Annotated in this window: 14 protein-coding genes and 1 pseudogene; 3 read left to right on the top strand and 12 right to left on the bottom strand. The window is 71.0% G+C overall.

Annotated elements, in window-relative coordinates:
• The 3 genes and pseudogenes from ACIBH3_RS06010 to ACIBH3_RS06020 form a co-directional block, all read right to left on the bottom strand.
• Positions 1 to 221: pseudogene (locus ACIBH3_RS06010) on the bottom strand (serine/threonine-protein phosphatase); the annotation flags it as partial.
• A gap of 918 nt (positions 222 to 1139) precedes the next feature.
• Positions 1140 to 1436 carry a hypothetical protein gene (locus ACIBH3_RS06015; protein ID WP_396310675.1) on the bottom strand — a complete coding sequence of 99 codons (297 nt, stop codon included), beginning with the start codon at positions 1434 to 1436 and terminating at the stop codon, positions 1140 to 1142.
• 50 nt (positions 1437 to 1486) lie between these two features.
• Positions 1487 to 1909, bottom strand: coding sequence for a transposase (locus ACIBH3_RS06020; RefSeq protein WP_396310676.1), 423 nt, complete (start codon positions 1907 to 1909; stop codon positions 1487 to 1489).
• Positions 1910 to 2279: 370 nt separating this feature from the next.
• On the opposite strand from ACIBH3_RS06020, the gene ACIBH3_RS06025 reads away from it, so the two are divergent.
• Together ACIBH3_RS06025 and ACIBH3_RS06030 are read left to right on the top strand one after the other, a co-directional pair.
• Positions 2280 to 2420, top strand: coding sequence for a hypothetical protein (locus ACIBH3_RS06025; RefSeq protein ID WP_396310677.1), 141 nt, complete (start codon positions 2280 to 2282; stop codon positions 2418 to 2420).
• A gap of 112 nt (positions 2421 to 2532) precedes the next feature.
• The gene (locus ACIBH3_RS06030) at positions 2533 to 3129 is read left to right on the top strand and encodes a dihydrofolate reductase family protein (RefSeq protein WP_396310678.1); all 597 of its coding nucleotides are present in this window, start codon (positions 2533 to 2535) and stop codon (positions 3127 to 3129) included.
• 89 nt (positions 3130 to 3218) lie between these two features.
• Here the strand turns inward: ACIBH3_RS06030 and ACIBH3_RS06035 are convergent, their stop codons facing one another.
• Entirely contained in the window at positions 3219 to 3974 is a 756-nt protein-coding gene (locus tag ACIBH3_RS06035; protein WP_396310679.1) for a TetR/AcrR family transcriptional regulator C-terminal domain-containing protein, read from the bottom strand.
• Positions 3975 to 4118: 144 nt separating this feature from the next.
• Between ACIBH3_RS06035 and ACIBH3_RS06040 the strand changes: the two genes are divergently transcribed.
• Positions 4119 to 4847 carry a DUF4386 domain-containing protein gene (locus tag ACIBH3_RS06040; protein WP_396310680.1) on the top strand — a complete coding sequence of 243 codons (729 nt, stop codon included), beginning with the start codon at positions 4119 to 4121 and terminating at the stop codon, positions 4845 to 4847.
• 86 nt (positions 4848 to 4933) lie between these two features.
• On the opposite strand, the gene ACIBH3_RS06045 is transcribed toward ACIBH3_RS06040, so the two are convergent.
• The 8 genes from ACIBH3_RS06045 to rfbA form a co-directional block, all read right to left on the bottom strand.
• Positions 4934 to 6211, bottom strand: a complete 1278-nt coding sequence (locus ACIBH3_RS06045; protein WP_396310681.1) for a BTAD domain-containing putative transcriptional regulator — start codon at positions 6209 to 6211, stop codon at positions 4934 to 4936.
• A gap of 261 nt (positions 6212 to 6472) precedes the next feature.
• Positions 6473 to 7321: an aldo/keto reductase gene (locus ACIBH3_RS06050; RefSeq protein ID WP_396310682.1), complete on the bottom strand. Its 849-nt coding sequence runs from the start codon at positions 7319 to 7321 to the stop codon at positions 6473 to 6475.
• A gap of 109 nt (positions 7322 to 7430) precedes the next feature.
• Positions 7431 to 8225 carry an amidohydrolase family protein gene (locus tag ACIBH3_RS06055; protein WP_396310683.1) on the bottom strand — a complete coding sequence of 265 codons (795 nt, stop codon included), beginning with the start codon at positions 8223 to 8225 and terminating at the stop codon, positions 7431 to 7433.
• 158 nt (positions 8226 to 8383) lie between these two features.
• A complete protein-coding gene (locus tag ACIBH3_RS06060) occupies positions 8384 to 10585 on the bottom strand; it encodes a prenyltransferase/squalene oxidase repeat-containing protein (protein ID WP_396310684.1) in 2202 nt (733 codons plus the stop codon).
• A 106-nt stretch (positions 10586 to 10691) separates the two neighbouring features.
• Entirely contained in the window at positions 10692 to 11264 is a 573-nt protein-coding gene (locus ACIBH3_RS06065) for a hypothetical protein (protein WP_396310685.1), read from the bottom strand.
• Between the two features lie 8 nt (positions 11265 to 11272).
• Positions 11273 to 12574 (bottom strand): hypothetical protein, encoded by a 1302-nt coding sequence (locus ACIBH3_RS06070; protein ID WP_396310686.1) that lies wholly within the window; start codon positions 12572 to 12574, stop codon positions 11273 to 11275.
• A gap of 94 nt (positions 12575 to 12668) precedes the next feature.
• On the bottom strand, positions 12669 to 13712 hold the full coding sequence (locus ACIBH3_RS06075; protein ID WP_396310687.1) for an acyltransferase: 1044 nt from the start codon (positions 13710 to 13712) through the stop codon (positions 12669 to 12671).
• Between the two features lie 51 nt (positions 13713 to 13763).
• Entirely contained in the window at positions 13764 to 14633 is an 870-nt protein-coding gene (gene rfbA, locus ACIBH3_RS06080) for a glucose-1-phosphate thymidylyltransferase RfbA (RefSeq protein ID WP_396310688.1), read from the bottom strand.
• Positions 14634 to 14658 lie beyond the last annotated feature (25 nt).

Genomic DNA, 14658 nt, shown 5'->3' on the forward strand with positions numbered 1-14658 from the left:
CCCCTGCCCGGGAGGGGCACCAGCAGGAGTTGACCGTAGTCCTGAAGGAGGATCGAGACGTCCCGGCCACCGATCGTACGCACCTCCTCCGCCACGAGCGGGGCGATGAGCTGCGGCGGCATCTCGTGAGCCCGGTCCAGCAGCTGGCCCAGCAGCCGCTCACCGAAGCCCTCCGACCGGTCGGCCGCAGCCCTGCGGTTCTCCCGTGCGGACTCCGCCATGGGTACCTCGGTTCCCGCAGCAGCCCCTGTTCCTCTGAGGGCGCCTCGCCCCGGGCCCGCAAGGGTCCGCGAGCGCCTCAGCTGCGTCTTCTCCGTCCCAGGATCGCACCGGCCCGCGCCCTGCGATACCCGGAGCAGGACGGATCTCGTCAGTCGTCCGGCTACAGCCGCGGCGGACCATGCGGTGGTATTCGTGCGCCCGGCGGGCCCGAATACGATATTCGCGGAGTATCCTGGAATGTACCGGGACAAACTCCCGGGAAGGACGATCACGAGGAGGTACATATGCAGATCGGCGAAGCAGGAGCCCTGATTCTGCGAATCGTGATCGCGAAATTCTCTCCCCGCCTTTTCGGTAGGGAATGAAACGTGCCACGTAAGGGGTGGGGGCGCAGGTACAAATCCTGTTGTTCAGATCAGCGTTTACGCAGGGCGTAGGTCGTTTCCGCAGCAATGCGGAGGCGGCCTTTTTGTTGTTCCTTCGGCGCGCCGTGAGGCCCTTCGAGAGATCGACCACGGCGCACACTCCGCGGCCGGACGTCCAGGTGATTCCATCCTCGGGAACGGGTGGTCGGAGCGGTACGGGAGTTCCGTAGAAGCAGTCAGCGTCACCTTCGAGTACGACCTGCATCCGAGCGGAGCACTGCGGATCCTGCGTGTCTCGGAGAACGGCCCCCATGTCGAACGGTTCTTCGGGCCCGGAGCATGGCTTTCAGCTCGCGGGCGCGTACCGCCGAAAGCGGCTCCGAGTCCCGAGGCCCCGGCCGGGCGAACAGATGTCCGAAGCCCTCTCGTGAGAGCCGCCAACTCCTCGGCCCACTCGCCTATCTGCTCGGACGTCACATGAGCCAGCGTGACCACTCAACGACAGACCCGATCACACGTCACGCGATCTCAGGCTGTAGTACGAGCATGCCGCTACGGAGCCGAATTGTCGACGATCTCGGCGATCTCCACGAACTCGATGGCTGGCGCGACGCCGTACAGACCGGTCACTCGCTCGCGCAACTCCTCGGAGAAGAACTGTTCCGCCTGCTCTTTCGAGTCCCAGACGTAGAAGTTGACCACCTGCCGCTGCTTCTCATCGAAGGTAAAGAACTTGAACCGCAAGCCTGGCATGCCTTCGAACATGCCCCGGGCGTTCTCGGCCACATTGGTTATCCGTGAGCGATCGAAGTCGCCGGTGTAGGAGAAGGTGACGGTGGCGCCGATCATGGGTGCTCCCCGTGTCGATGGGTAAGATCACCTTGCCTCACCTAGAGACGCTACGCCCTTGCGCTCCGAACGGCCAGCTCGATCGGGTCTGTCGAGCCAACGTCACCGGTCACCCCGCAGTGCTGGTGGGCCATGCCCACCAACCTGGTCCCCTTCTTCTGTGCCTGGGTGTCGTCCAGTACCAGCGAGGACCGAGCGTCCCCGAGATGCTCGGCGACATACGCCCTGAGCTCGGACGACAGCTCCTCGACATCCCAGGACGCCTCACCCAGGAACCTCTGGATCCGGTGCGGGGTCGCATGGCCGGCCCGGGTCGACATCGTCCACGCGTTCTTGCGGCCCAGATCCGACAGCAGGCCCTCGGCCAGCTCGGCGAACACCTCCCGAGGCCCCGGCCGGGCGAACAGATGCCCGAGCCCTCTCGTGAGAGCCGCCAACTCCTCGGCCCACTCGCCTATCTGCTCGGACGTCACATCAACCAGCATGACCACTCAATGACAGACCCGATCACACGTCACGTGATCTGAGGCCGTAGTACGAGTACTGACTGCAGGGCGCGATGCCCACAGGTGCCCGGGCCGGCCGGATCCGGCGCGCTCTACTCCAGGCACCGCCGGAGCTGACCACCCGCGCCGCCCGGGGCGTGGCGGTGCTGTCCCCGCCGCCATGCCCCGGCGCTCCGGACGGTCGGGTGGCGCGGACGGGGGCGGATCCGCCGGGTCGGCGTGCCCGTTCGGCCGTACGGTCGTTGGACCGGATGTGCTCACGACTTCCCAGGCCGTGATCGGCCTCCCCGCGCCCCGGTCCCATGCGGAAACGGTTCCGCCGACGCTGCATCCACCGTTGTACGCCGAGCTGGTCCGGGACTGGCAGGCGTTCGGCCGCACCGCGCCCGGTGTGCCCGACCCGGAGTGGGATGCCCTGACCGGCACCCCGCAGGGTCGCAGTCCCGACACCGTGCGGCCCGCCGCGCACCGGACCTGAACCGCATTGTCGGTACCGGGCTCTATGTTCTCCTCCATCACCACCGCGGGGCGGTGACAGGTCCTCAGGGCCATGGCCGTGCTGCCGGAACGACGAAGAGGAACAGATCCCCATGCGCATCGTAGTCAGCGAGTTCATCAGCCTGGACGGCGTCGTACAGGCACCGGGCGGGCCGGAGGAGGACACCGACGGTGGCTTCGCGCACGGTGGCTGGTCGCACCCCTTCTTCGATCCCGAGGTGGTGGGCGGTGCCTTCAACGAGGCGATGACGAAGGCCGAGGCGCTGCTGTTCGGGCGCCGCACCTGGCAGACGATGGCCGCTGCCTGGCCCGAGCGGGCGGGGGACCCGTTCGCCGACCGGATGAACGCCATCCCGAAGTACGTCGTGTCCCGGACCTTGGGTGATGACGAGCTGGCATGGGACAACACCACGCGCATCCCCGGCGACGAGGCCGTCGCCCGTATCCGCGGCCTGCGCGAGAGCGACGGCGGCGACCTGCTGGTGATGGGGAGCCCCACGCTGGTGCGCGGCCTCCTCGGCGAGGGCCTGGTCGACGAACTCCGGCTCATCGTCATGCCGGTGCTGCTCGGCGGCGGCAAGACGATCTTCCCGGAGGACGGTGCGCTGCGCACGCTCGAACTGGTCTCGGTGGTCACCGGCAGCACGGGCGCGCAGGTGTGCACCTACCGGCCGGTCGCCAAGGGGTAGGCCGGGCAGGCACCGGGCCGGCGTGCCCTGCGCATGGTTCGAGTGACGATCCCGACGGCCGGCCAGGGCGGTGGCGGCGGAGCGTCAGGTCAGGCTGACGCCCGGGGAGGCCGGTCCGTGGACGACCACCCCTGTTGCCGGAGCCGCTCGAAGCCGTCCAGGAGCAGGTCCAGCGCGAACTCGAACTCGAACTGGTCGTCGCAGCTGCGGCCCACCGTGGACTCCTGGTCGTGGGCCGCGGACAGGGCCAGCTCCGCGATGTGGGGGTACCTCGCGGCCATCTGACGGAGCATGGCGGCCTCGGCGTCCGGGACGGCTTCGGCGTCCGGGTCGGCGTCACGGTCGGCCTCGGCTGTGCCGGGGCTCGGTGAGTCGTCGAACAGTTCCTGGGTGAACCCCAGCAGTCGGCTGCCCAGGGCATGCATGACGTGATGCGTGAGGTCGACGGAGAGCCCGCCGGCCCGGAACGCTCCGATCATCGAGTCCAGGTACTCCAGTACGGCCGGCGTGGGGCTGGTCCGCGACTCGATCACCTGGGATGCCCAGCGGTGACGAAGGAGCACCTGCCGGGCCGAGAGGATCCGCCGACGTACGACGCCGTGCCAGTCGCTGTCGCGTACCGGAGGATCGATCTCACCGATGACGACGTCCACCATGCCGTCCAGGAGTTCTTCCTTGTTGGCCACGTGCTTGTAGAGCGCCATCGGCACGACGCCCAGCTCCTGGGCGAGCCTGCGCATACTGAGCGACTCGATGCCGCCCGCGTCGGCGAGCTCCACGGCCGCCCGCAGCACCCGCTCCCTGTTCAGGGGGATCCGGCGCGCGGCCTCCACCTGCCGAGTCATCTCGCTCCTCTCCTGCCGGTCCCCGTGATCAGGCGACGACTGCGCTCCCACCTTGACGAGTGTACGGCGTACGCCTAGGGTAGCCGCAAGGTGTACGCCGTACACCTTGCGTGTGGGTGCGGGTGGGGTCGAGAGGATCCGAGGATGAGTTCGGAGAGAAGGACCGCGATCGTCGCGGGCGTGTTGTTCCTGGTGACCGAGATCGCGGCGATCGCCGGGCTCGCTCTCTACCGCCCCGTGCTCGGCGGGGCGGTGGGCGTCCTTGCTCCCGGCGCCGACAGTCGGGCGTTCCTGGGCGCGTTGTGCGAGGTCGTCCTGGCGGCCGCGGTCGCCGGTACCGGGGTGGCGCTGTACCCGGTCGTCAAGCGACAGGGCGAGGGGATCGCGCTCGGGTACGTCTGCGGGCGGCTGCTGGAAGCGGCCGTGATCGCGGTGGGCATCCTCAGCGTCCTGTCGGTCGTGACGCTGCGACAGGACCTGGCGGGAGCCGCGGGCGTCGACGCCGCCTCCTTCGCAGCCGCCGACCGGAGCCTGGTGGCCCTGCACGACTGGACGTTCCTGCTCGGCCCCAACATCGCCCTGGGCCTGAACACCGTGCTGCTGGCGTACCTGATGTACCGTTCGCGGCTGGTGCCGCGCTTCATCGCCGTGCTGGGTCTGGTCGGCGGGCCGCTGATCTGCGCTTCGGCGGTGGCCGTGATGTTCGGGCTCTACCGCCAGGTCTCCGTGCCGGGGTCGGCCGCGGCCCTTCCGGTGTTCGCGTGGGAGGTCTCGCTCGCCGTCTGGCTCCTGGCCAAGGGCTTCAAGCGGGCGCCGGCCGGCTCCGGAGCCGTCGCGCCGGCCGGTGGCCACCCCAGCCTCGCGGGGGCGTGACGATCCGGTGGGCCTGCCCCCCGCTGAGCTCGGCCCGGCGGTCCGGCGGCCCACGCCGCCGGCCCGCCGGGGGCTCCCGGGCTCCGTCACCAGTCGGGGCGGCTCTCACCCTGCGGGGGCGTGAGAATCACCACGCGCAGATCGCGGTTCCCGTTGGGGGTCAGGATGTGCGAGACCACCTGGACGGGCGCGGGGGTGATGTGGGGGAGATTCAGGATGTAATGATGACTCTCCCGGGATTCCACCTCGATAGCGTCCTCCAGCAGGATGGAGGACGCCGCCGAGCTTTCGTTGAACGACGCCAGAATCGGATTCAGCACCGAATCCCCGGGGTTCTTCGACAGGGCCATCTTCAGCATTCCGAGATACACCAGCGCGTGACTCTCCCAGTCGTGCAGGACGACCCGGGCGCTGGTGTCCGTCAGGGCCCACCGGAGCAGATTGGCGTCCTCGCCGAGGAGATCCGGGAACCAGCGCTCCATCGCGTGGTTGCGGGAGAGGATGTTCCAGCGGGAGTCCGTCACATAGGCGGGATTCGGCTCGTGCCCGCGCAGCAGTTCCCTGATCCACGCCGGTACGGCGGGGCGGGCACGGTCCGGCGGCCGGGGTGTGGCGGCGGAGCCGCGCGGCAGCGCCGGGGAGGCGGTGGTGCTGGTGGCTCTCGTCTCCAGTCTCCGGTAGAGCGCCTGCAGGTGTTCGGAGGGGCGCACCCCCAGCAGGTCGGAGAGGATCTTGCGGAGGTTGTTGTACTCGTCGAGGGCCTCCAGGATGCGGCCCGAGGAGGCGAGCGTGGTCATCAGGATCTCCCAGAGGCGCTCCTGCAGGGGGTTCTGCGAGAGCTCGCGGCGGAGTCTGACGATCACGGACGGCGTGCCGAGCTCCTTCACGGCCAGCCGGCACCAGGCTTCGAGCGCGGTGCCCCGTTCTTCCCGCAGGGAGACGGACTCGTTGGTGAAGGGGTGCCCTTCGAGTCCGTCCAGCGCCGGGCCCTGCCACAGGTCCAGCGCGGCGGAGAGGGTCTCCAGCGCGGCGTGTTCGTCGCCGTTCTGCAGCAGGGTGCGCGACTTGCCGATCGCGCTGCGCCAGGCCCCGAGATCGGTCTGCTGCGACCCCAAGATGATTCGATATCCTCCCGGCTCGGTGCGGATGAGGTCCTTTCCGCCCGGGAGCCCCTGGCGGAGTTTCGAGATGATCTTGCGGATCTGGTCGATCGCGCTCTCCGGTTCACTGCCGCCCCAGGTCGATTCGATCAGGCGGTGATTGGGAATCACGTGGGGGGAGGCGAGTACCAGGTGCACGAGGACGCGTCTGGTGGCCTCTCCCCGGACGTGCACCGGTTTCCCGTTGACCCAGATGCTCGGCACTCCGAGAAGTCTGACGTAGATCTTCGATGCCGCTGAAGGTGCGGTGTCGGCTTCTCTTGCGATCGATTCGATCACTTACCCCTGACCCTCCGAGTGGATGGTAATGCAGGCATATTGATCCCCTAGTGGTTGATTCATCTTGCCTGCAGCACCCGGGGCGAGGAAAGCGGATAACGAGAGGCTGAGAATTCCTCCACTGGCGGAGCATGTGGAACATTCGGAACTGGCGGAGCCGGCGGAGCGGGTGGAACCGGTGGATCGTCAGGCGAACAGGGCGGCGATCGCGTCCCGCTGGTCGGTGGTGAGCGGCGGTGCCGCGCCCGCGGCGACGTTGGCCGCCAGATGCGCGAGGTTCAGGGTGGCGGGAAGCGCGACCTGGACCCGCGTGTCGGACAGCGCCCAGCGGAGCAGCGCCTCGGGGGCGCTCGAACACCCCGTGGCGCGCAGTCTGCCCGGATCGGGGCTCCGGGAGAGCAGGCCGCCCTCGGCGAAGGGGCGCATCACCAGGACGCCGAGGCCCAACTCCTGGGCCAGCGGGAGGATGCGCGCCTCGACGGCGCGTTCGGCCGGGTTCAGCGGGATCTGGACGGTGTCGAGGACGCCGGTGCGCATGGCCGCCTCCAGGTCGGCGGCCGTGCCGCCGCCGAAGGCGTGATCGCGCCAGAAGGTGGCGCCGATCCGGCCGATCCGCCCGCGGTCGCGTTCGCGCCGGAGCCACTCCAGGTTGGCCCGCCAGCCGATCACATGGTGGAGCTGGAGGAGGTCGACCCGGCCGTCGAACAGGCGGAGTTGGGTCTCGAACTGGCGCCGTCCGCCGGAGGCGTCCTCGGACCAGATCTTCGTCGCGACGAAGGCGCGGGAGCGGTCGGCGCCGAGGGCGCGGCTGAGCACCGCCTCGGCGCGGCCGTACACGGGGGCGGTGTCGAAGACTCGGATCCCGCTCTCCAGGGCGAGTTGCACCACCTCGCGGGCGAGGTGCTCGCGCTGCGGTGGCAGGTCGAACCGGCGCCAGGTGCCAAGTCCGACGCACGGGAGTTCGGGGCCGGAGGTCCCGAGCTGGCGAGCATCTAAGCTTGTTGTGTGCTCCTGTGATGATTCGGTAAAGTCCATGGTCAAGTTCTACATCAACCGGTTAGTTTAATGCAACTGGTTGGTTTAGCGACGGGGGGCGGACGGGGTGACTCCCCGTCCGCCCCCTCGTCCGCCTCCTCGCGGTGCGTCAGCCGGCCAGCCCGAGCAGCTCGGCGAGGTTCTCGCCCATGACCCGGTCACGCGCCGCGCGGTCCGGCACCATCCGCTCGATCAGGACGCGGTTGCTGTACATGTCGGCGAACGGCGTGTTGGAGCCGAACAGGCAGCGCTCCGGGATCTCGGCGGCGGCCAGCCGCGGCGCCAGTGAGACGAACGACGAGGCCAGGTCGAGGTAGAGGTTGGGGATCTCCTTCACCAGCTCGATGGTCTCCAGCCAGTTCAGCCCGCCCAGGACGCCCACCACGACCGGCACCGACGGGAACCTGCGGGCCAGATCCGCCGTCACCCGGATGTCACCCGCGGTCTGCGGCGCGAAGCCGTGCACCAGCAGTGGCAGCGCCCGGGAGCCGACGGCCGCCTCGGCCACGGCACGGAAGACCGGCTCCAGCCCGGCCGCCTCGTCGGCGCCGAAGGTCAGCTCACCCACACCGGCGTAACCCGGGTCCAGTACCTCCTGCTGAAGTGCCTTCACCGTGTCCTCGTACGGCAGGCCCACCGGGACCTTGCCGAAGGCCACGAAGCGCTCGCCCCCCTCGGCGAGGGCCTCGCGCAGCTCCGCGGAGGGCTTCTCACGGCCGTCGGCCTCGCCCTGGAGCACCCGGCCCAGCACCGACATCTCCTGCTTGAACGAGGCGATGTCCCCGGCCCGCTCGATGTGCGGAAGGGTGGACAGCAGGACGGTCCGGTCGATACCGGCCTCGTCCATGGCGGCGATCTGGGCCGACGTCGGCAGGATGACGTGCTGGTGGCAGTCGAAGATCATGATGGCTCCTCAGAAGGGACAGCTGGATCACACGGGTCACACGGATCACGCGGATCAGGTGGATCGGATGGGACGGGTGGAACTGATGGGACGGACAGGACGGACAGGACGGAGGAGGCCGGCCGGCAGGGCCGCCCGGCCGGGGCCCGCCGCCCGGCTCACGTCATGATCACGGCCCAGTACGGGTTGAGCTTGCCTTCCAACATGTGCAGCGCCTGGATGGCGATGAACCCCTCGTCCGTGGTCTCGGACGGCCCGCCGGGCAGCCGCCCGAACCCGCCGTCCGAACTCTGCCGGGCCGCGATCCACGCACGGCACGCGGCGGCGTCGGCCGGCTCCGAACCCATCACGTAGAGCGAGGCGATGGCGTGGTACGAGCCGACGAAGCTCTCCGGGCCCGACTCCCGGTACCGGAAGCCGCCCGCCTCGGTCTGCAGCCCGCGCAGCCAGGCCGTGGTCTCCGCCAGCCGCGGGGGCTCCAGCCCGAGCGCGATGAGCGTGTCGACGACGCGGAAGGTCGCGAAGGTGTCCGACGGGTGCCCGGGCTGGTTGCCGTAGCCCCCGTCCGCGTTCTGGCAGCTGACCAGGTAGGAGACGAGGTCGCTCTCCCGGGCCGGCCGCCGCCCGAGGGCGAGCAGCGCCAGGGTGGCGAGGTTGGAGTGCCAGGCGTCGCCCGGGTAGCCGGGGGCGTTGCCGAACGCACCCTCGGTGTGCTGGCAGGCCTGGAGGAAGGCGACGCACTGCTCGGTGTCGTACCCCTCACCGCCGAGAACGGCGGCGGTCAACACGGCGCAGTAGGTGGTGAACGCCTCGGAGAGCAGGCCGGGCTGCTCCCCGAAGCCACCGTCCGGGTTCTGGGTGGCGTAGATGCCGGTGAGCACCCCCTCCCGGTTGGGGACCGGTTCGTTGAGCGCCATCAGGTCGGAGACCACGTGCAGCACCGAGAAGGTCTGCGCGGTGGCGTCCGAGCGCAGGCCCATCGGGGCGCGGTAGGGGGTCAGCCCGTAGCCGAGGCCGGAGGCGGTGGAGCGCAGCCAGGCCAGGTAGGCGGGCAGGTCGATGATCCCCTCGGAGAGCGGCTCCCGGGATACGTAGCTGAGGTCGTGCTCGATGGGCCGGGCCTTCAGCTCGGCCACCGCGGCGGGGGCGGCGGGAGCGGGCTGCTCGCGGTCGCCCAGCGCCAGCAGGGCCAGCAGCTGGGTCTCCGCGTGCTTCTCGTGGAACGGGACGTAGGCCGTGTTGCCGACCGAGAAGGCCCCGGCCGAGCGCGGCGGCACCATCACATGGCGGGCCAGCGGGACGGTCGGGTCGACCGGCGTGGAGAACCAGCTGCCCTGCCCCTGGAAGACGCCGCCGACCGCCGTGTCCGTGTAGCGCCGCAGCTCAGCCTCGGCGAGTGCCGACAGCTCCTTGGCCTGCACGTCGTCCGCCAGCGCGGCCACCCGGTCGGCGGCCAGGACGAGCAGTGCGTGATCACCCATCAGCTTGGCGGGGAAGGGCGAGTCCGGCCGGCCGTACTGCGCCGTCAGCGCGTCAACCCGCGGCTGGGAGTTGGCGTCCGCGCGGTCCCAGAAGCCGCGGCCCCGGGTGTGCCGGTGGGCGGCGACGTGGTGCAGGGCCTTGCGGGCGTGGTCGATGGCCGGGCCGCCCGCCACGTCCCCGGCCGGGCCGCGCTCGTGCAGGTCGGCCCAGGCCAGGGCGGCGAGCGCGCTGGCGCGCAGCCGGTAGCCGTGGAAGGTGTCCACCTCGCCCCGCGCGGTGAGCGCGGCGAACGCGCCGTCGGCGGACTCGAACCGCGCCAACTGGCGGGCGGCGGCGTCGAGGAAGGTGTCCCAGAAGCCGCTGCCGTCGTGCACGGCGCCGGCCGCCAGGGTCAGCACCGCGACCTGGCCGAGCAGGCTCGCGCCGTCCAGCACCGTGACGCCGTCCCGGTGGAAGCGGGCCGGCCAGCTCTCGGCGAGGACCGCCTCGGCCAGCGGGCGCAGCCCGGCCCGGGCCTGCCCGGTCAGCTCGGCGTCCTCCAGCAGGGTGCCGGCGCGGTGGTACGCCCACCAGGCGAGGGCCTGCGCCCCGGGGGTGCGGACGTCGCCGACCGGGTGCGGGGTGCCGGTGACGTCCAGGAGCTCGTGGAAGCCTGCGGCCTGCTGGTCGGCGAAGCCGCGCAGGGCCTCCAGCAGGGCGCGGGTGAGCGCGGCGTCACCGGCCTGCGGCACGGCCAGTAGGGCGAGGGCGGCGTCGCGCAGGGTGCGGTCCGGGGTGACCACGTCGCCGGCGTCCCGGCCGAGGACGGCGGCTGTGCGGTGGCCGTCGTCGAGGAAGTTGTCGGTGAAGAACGTGCGCAGGGACGGGGGGTGTGTCATCGGGACTCCATGGTGATCCGGGATTTCGGTGGTCGTGGGTACGCCGCAGTAGAGGTCGCTGCTACTGGAGCTGTTGGTGTTGGTGTTGCTCGCGCGCTCGCGGCGGTCAGCGGGCGGCCGCGTGGGCCGGGCCAGCCGCCGCCGTCGGGGCCGGTCGCGGGTGGACGCCCTGGCGCGGCGCCGGCACGTAGCAGGGGTTGAAGACCTCGTGCACGTACAGGCGCCCGCCGTCCTCGCAGTGGATGAGGTACTCCTTGTACGCGCACGGCTCCCCCTCGCCGTCCTCGTGCGCCCACCAGGTGGTGCCGCTGGAGAGGAGGGAACGGTGCTGCAGGGTGTGGGCGTCGCGCAGCCGGCGGCCCAGCGGGACGGTGTCCTCGGACGTCCCGGACCAGCCGCGCGGGGGAGCGGTGAAGACGACCGTGTTCCGGCTCACCACCTCCCCGGTGACGGTGACGAGCGCCGAGGCGCGGTCGACCACCCGGTGCTCGGGGTCGAGCCCCAGGGCCGCCAGGGCACGCGGGGGTGCCTCGGCCGCGGTGACGGTGCGCTGGGCGGCCACCCGGACCGTCAGCCGGCGGTCGAGCAGTGATTCGAGCAGGAGCGTGGTGGATCCGTCGCTCGCCAGCAGCATCCGGGTCGCCCCGGAGAGGTCGGCGGCGATCGAGAGCGGAGTCATGTTCGCTCTCACCGACCACCGCGGTGACCGGCGGCGGCGCCGCCCGCCGTCGCGCTGCGGGCCGCGGCCGCCAGCAGGTGCCGGGCGGCGAGGGCCGTACCGGCGCCGTCCGGGGCCACCGCGAGCTGCGCCGGTGTGGCCTGCCCGCCGTCCGGCCGCTGCCCGAGCATCGGCGCCAGCGAACCGGCGAGCTCCTCGGCGCTCGGCGCGACGAAGGTGGGGAAGCCGAGCAGTTCGAGCCTGCGGGCGGCCTCGACCTCGTGGTATTCGCTGAGGCTGCCCAGCACGAAGACGGTCGGGATCCGCATGGCGGCGACCTCGGTCACGGTGATCCACCCCGGCGCGGAGAGCAGGACGTCGGCCTCCTGGAGCAGGGGCATCCAGTCCGGCAGGTAGTCCAGCTGGATCACCTCCTCGGGAGCGTCGACCTGCTCCCGCCCGAGCAGGACGAACCGCAGGTCCGGCCGGGTCTCGCGGAGGATCCGGTACGCCTCCAGGTAGCAGTCGATGACCCGCTGCTTGTTCTCCAGGAACATCGTGGTGCCGCCGACCGAGCCGACCATCAGGGGACCGGCCGGGATCCCGAGCTCGGCCCGGATCTCGGCGCCGTCGCGCCGCTCCGGGAAGCGGCGCACCATCGGGCCGGTGAACACCGCGTGGCCGCCCTCGCCGAGGGCGCGGGCCACCGGCGTGCCCTCGTCGAGTTCCCCGACCGGCGGCTTGTCGGTGAGGACCACCTCGGCGCTGTTCACGATCCACTCGAAGCAGGCGTGCAGCGCGCCGCGGCCGCGCCGCAGGTCCTCCTTGTCGATGTCGAACCCGCCGGCGACGAGGGTCTCGTCGTCGAGCTGGCACAGCGTGAAGTCGTACCGCTCGGTGACCAGGGCGTGCGGGGTGCCCAGGATGCTCGCGGCCATGCTGGCGGACATGTTGTAGTCGCTGACCACCAGGTCGGGGCGGTGCTCCTGGATCAGGGCCAGGTAGTGCAGGATGCGCTCGCCGTTGACGAACGCGGGGGCGAGATAGCCGCCGATGTAGCCGGGCCAGTCCATTCGCCGGCCCAGGTTGCTTCTGGTGGCGTAGTCCACCGGCTTGCCGCCGGCCAGGTCCACCACCTTGACGCCGGCCTGGGTGAACAGCGGGGTGAACGTGGACTGCAGGGAGGCGAGGAGCACCGTGAGTTCGGCGTCCGGTTGCTGGGCGAGGATCTCCCGCGCCAGGGCGAGCACCCGCATGTTGTGTCCCGAGCCGGTGGCGGCGGGAGCGAGGAGGATCTTCATCCGCGTCATCCTGATTCGATCGTCGTTCATGAGTACTGGCTGGTTCGTTGCGCGACCCGTCGCAGCCCGCGGTGCGGTGCCGGCGGTCCGGCTGCGGGCGGTGCCCGGCCGTCAGGGGCGCTCGCTACGCCGTCGTGGCGAGGGTGGTGCGGCCGGGCAGGACACCGGCGGTGGTGTGGCCGGCCGGCACGTCGGCGACCACGACGGCCCCGTCGGTGACGACCGCCCCGTCCCCGATCCGGCAGGGGCCGACGATCGTCACGCCCCGGCCGATCCGGACCCGGGCGCCGACGCTCACCGTCCCCACCCGCCACGGCAGGGAGCGGCGGTTCAGGTCGTGGCCGCTGGAGAGGATCTGGACGTCCGGCCCGATGACGGTCCCGGCGCCGATGCCGATCCCGCCGCCGGCCTCCAGGATCGCCCGCTCACCGATCCGTACGCCGTCACCGATCCGTACGCCGCCCAGCGGTGAGGGCCCGTCCGGGCGGCCCAGCGCGATGAGCCCGGCGCCGATGACCACGCTGCGGCCGCCGGAGAACTCCGCGTCGGGCAGGCCGTCCGGACCCACCCGCCAGCCGTCGGGCAGCACCGCCGGGCGCGGGGCGCGACCCCGGACGATGGACACCACCGGGGCGATGTCCGGCAGCCCGTCCTCGACCGGCTCCCGGCGGCGCAGGATGCGCGCCGGGGCGCCCACCACGATGGCGTCGCGCGGAACGTCCGAGGTGACGTGCGCGCCGGCGGCCACCACGGCCCCGTCGCCCACCCGGACACCCGGGGCGACCACCGCCCGGGCCGCGACCCAGGCGCCGCGCCCGATGACCGTACGGGCGGCTCCCGGCTCACCGATCCGCGCCAGCGAGGCGATGAGCGTGCCCGCGCCGATCCGGGCGGCGAAGACCTGGCTGCGGAAGCCGACGAACACGCCGGGACCGAGGTCGCTGTCGGTGACCGTGACGCCCCGTCTGATCCAGCTGCCCGGGCCCACCCTGGACGCGATCGCCCGGGCGGTGGACTCGATCAGCGGCGGGATCCCGCCCTGCGGTGCGGCGCCGGCCGGCGGCGGGGCACCGTCGTCGGCGGTGTGCGAGGCGGCGGTGTGCGAGGCGGCGGACGGATTCGACGGGTGCGAGGTGTACGGCGGGTGCGGCGGGTTCGGCAGGCTCATGCGGTTCTCCAGGAATTCGGCTCAACTGCGCTGCGACGAAGGGCAGTCGGGTCAGGCGCTCGCGAGCTCCATCACATAGCGCCCGTAGCTCGACGAGTCGGACAACTCCTTGCCGATGAGCATGAGTTGCTCCCGGTCGATGAAGCCCATCCGGTACGCCACCTCCTCCAGGCAGGAGATCCGGATGCCCTGGCGCTTCTCCAGGAGCTGGACGAACATCGACGCCTCCAGCAGGCTGTCGTGCGTGCCCGTGTCGAACCAGGCGGAGCCGCGGCCGAGGTTGACCAGCCGGGCCCGGCCCTCCCGGGCGAAGGTGAGGTTGAGATCGGTGATCTCCAACTCGCCCCGGGGCGAGGGGGCCAGCCCGGCCGCCCGGTCGACGGCCTCGTTGTCGTACATGTACAGGCCGGTCACCGCCAGGTTGGACTTCGGCCGGCTGGGCTTCTCCTCCAGGCTGAGGATGTTGCCCGCCTCGTCCGTCTCCGCGACGCCGTACCGCTCGGGATCACTGACCGGGTAGCCGAACAGCGTGCAGCCGTCCAGGCGTTCGGCCTCCTCGCGGAGCATGTCGGGCAGCCGGTGCCCGTAGAAGATGTTGTCGCCCAGCACCAGGCAGACGCTCTCGGAGCCGATGAACTCGCGGCTGATTAGCAGTGCCTGGGCGAGCCCCTTGGGCTCGTCCTGGACGGCGTACGCAAGGGTGATGCCGAGCTTGCTGCCGTCCCCCAGGAGCTCCCGGTAGATGCCCAGGTGGTTCGGCGTGGAGATGACGAGGATCTCCCGGATTCCCGCCTGCATCAGCACGGCGAGCGGGTAGTAGACCATCGGCTTGTCGTAGACGGGGAGCAACTGCTTGGAGTGGACGCTGGTCAGCGGCCGGAGCCGGGTGCCGGAGCCACCGGCGAGGATGATGCCGCGCATGGTTTTCCTTCTGCTGAGAAGTCTT

The sequence above is a fragment of the Kitasatospora sp. NPDC050543 genome (genome assembly GCF_044457565.1).
Classification (GTDB): Bacteria; Actinomycetota; Actinomycetes; order Streptomycetales; family Streptomycetaceae; genus Kitasatospora.

What these genes read in the sequence shown, in the direction of transcription:
- rfbA (WP_396310688.1), bottom strand. Translation starts at nt 14,633, where the DNA reads ATGCGCGGCATCATCCTCGCCGGTGGCTCCGGCACCCGGCTCCGGCCG.
- ACIBH3_RS06035 (WP_396310679.1), bottom strand. Translation starts at nt 3,974, where the DNA reads ATGACTCGGCAGGTGGAGGCCGCGCGCCGGATCCCCCTGAACAGGGAG.
- ACIBH3_RS06030 (WP_396310678.1), top strand. Translation starts at nt 2,533, where the DNA reads ATGCGCATCGTAGTCAGCGAGTTCATCAGCCTGGACGGCGTCGTACAG.
- ACIBH3_RS06050 (WP_396310682.1), bottom strand. Translation starts at nt 7,321, where the DNA reads ATGGACTTTACCGAATCATCACAGGAGCACACAACAAGCTTAGATGCT.
- ACIBH3_RS06040 (WP_396310680.1), top strand. Translation starts at nt 4,119, where the DNA reads ATGAGTTCGGAGAGAAGGACCGCGATCGTCGCGGGCGTGTTGTTCCTG.
- ACIBH3_RS06015 (WP_396310675.1), bottom strand. Translation starts at nt 1,436, where the DNA reads ATGATCGGCGCCACCGTCACCTTCTCCTACACCGGCGACTTCGATCGC.
- ACIBH3_RS06065 (WP_396310685.1), bottom strand. Translation starts at nt 11,264, where the DNA reads ATGACTCCGCTCTCGATCGCCGCCGACCTCTCCGGGGCGACCCGGATG.
- ACIBH3_RS06070 (WP_396310686.1), bottom strand. Translation starts at nt 12,574, where the DNA reads ATGAACGACGATCGAATCAGGATGACGCGGATGAAGATCCTCCTCGCT.
- ACIBH3_RS06075 (WP_396310687.1), bottom strand. Translation starts at nt 13,712, where the DNA reads ATGAGCCTGCCGAACCCGCCGCACCCGCCGTACACCTCGCACCCGTCG.
- ACIBH3_RS06055 (WP_396310683.1), bottom strand. Translation starts at nt 8,225, where the DNA reads ATGATCTTCGACTGCCACCAGCACGTCATCCTGCCGACGTCGGCCCAG.
- ACIBH3_RS06060 (WP_396310684.1), bottom strand. Translation starts at nt 10,585, where the DNA reads ATGACACACCCCCCGTCCCTGCGCACGTTCTTCACCGACAACTTCCTC.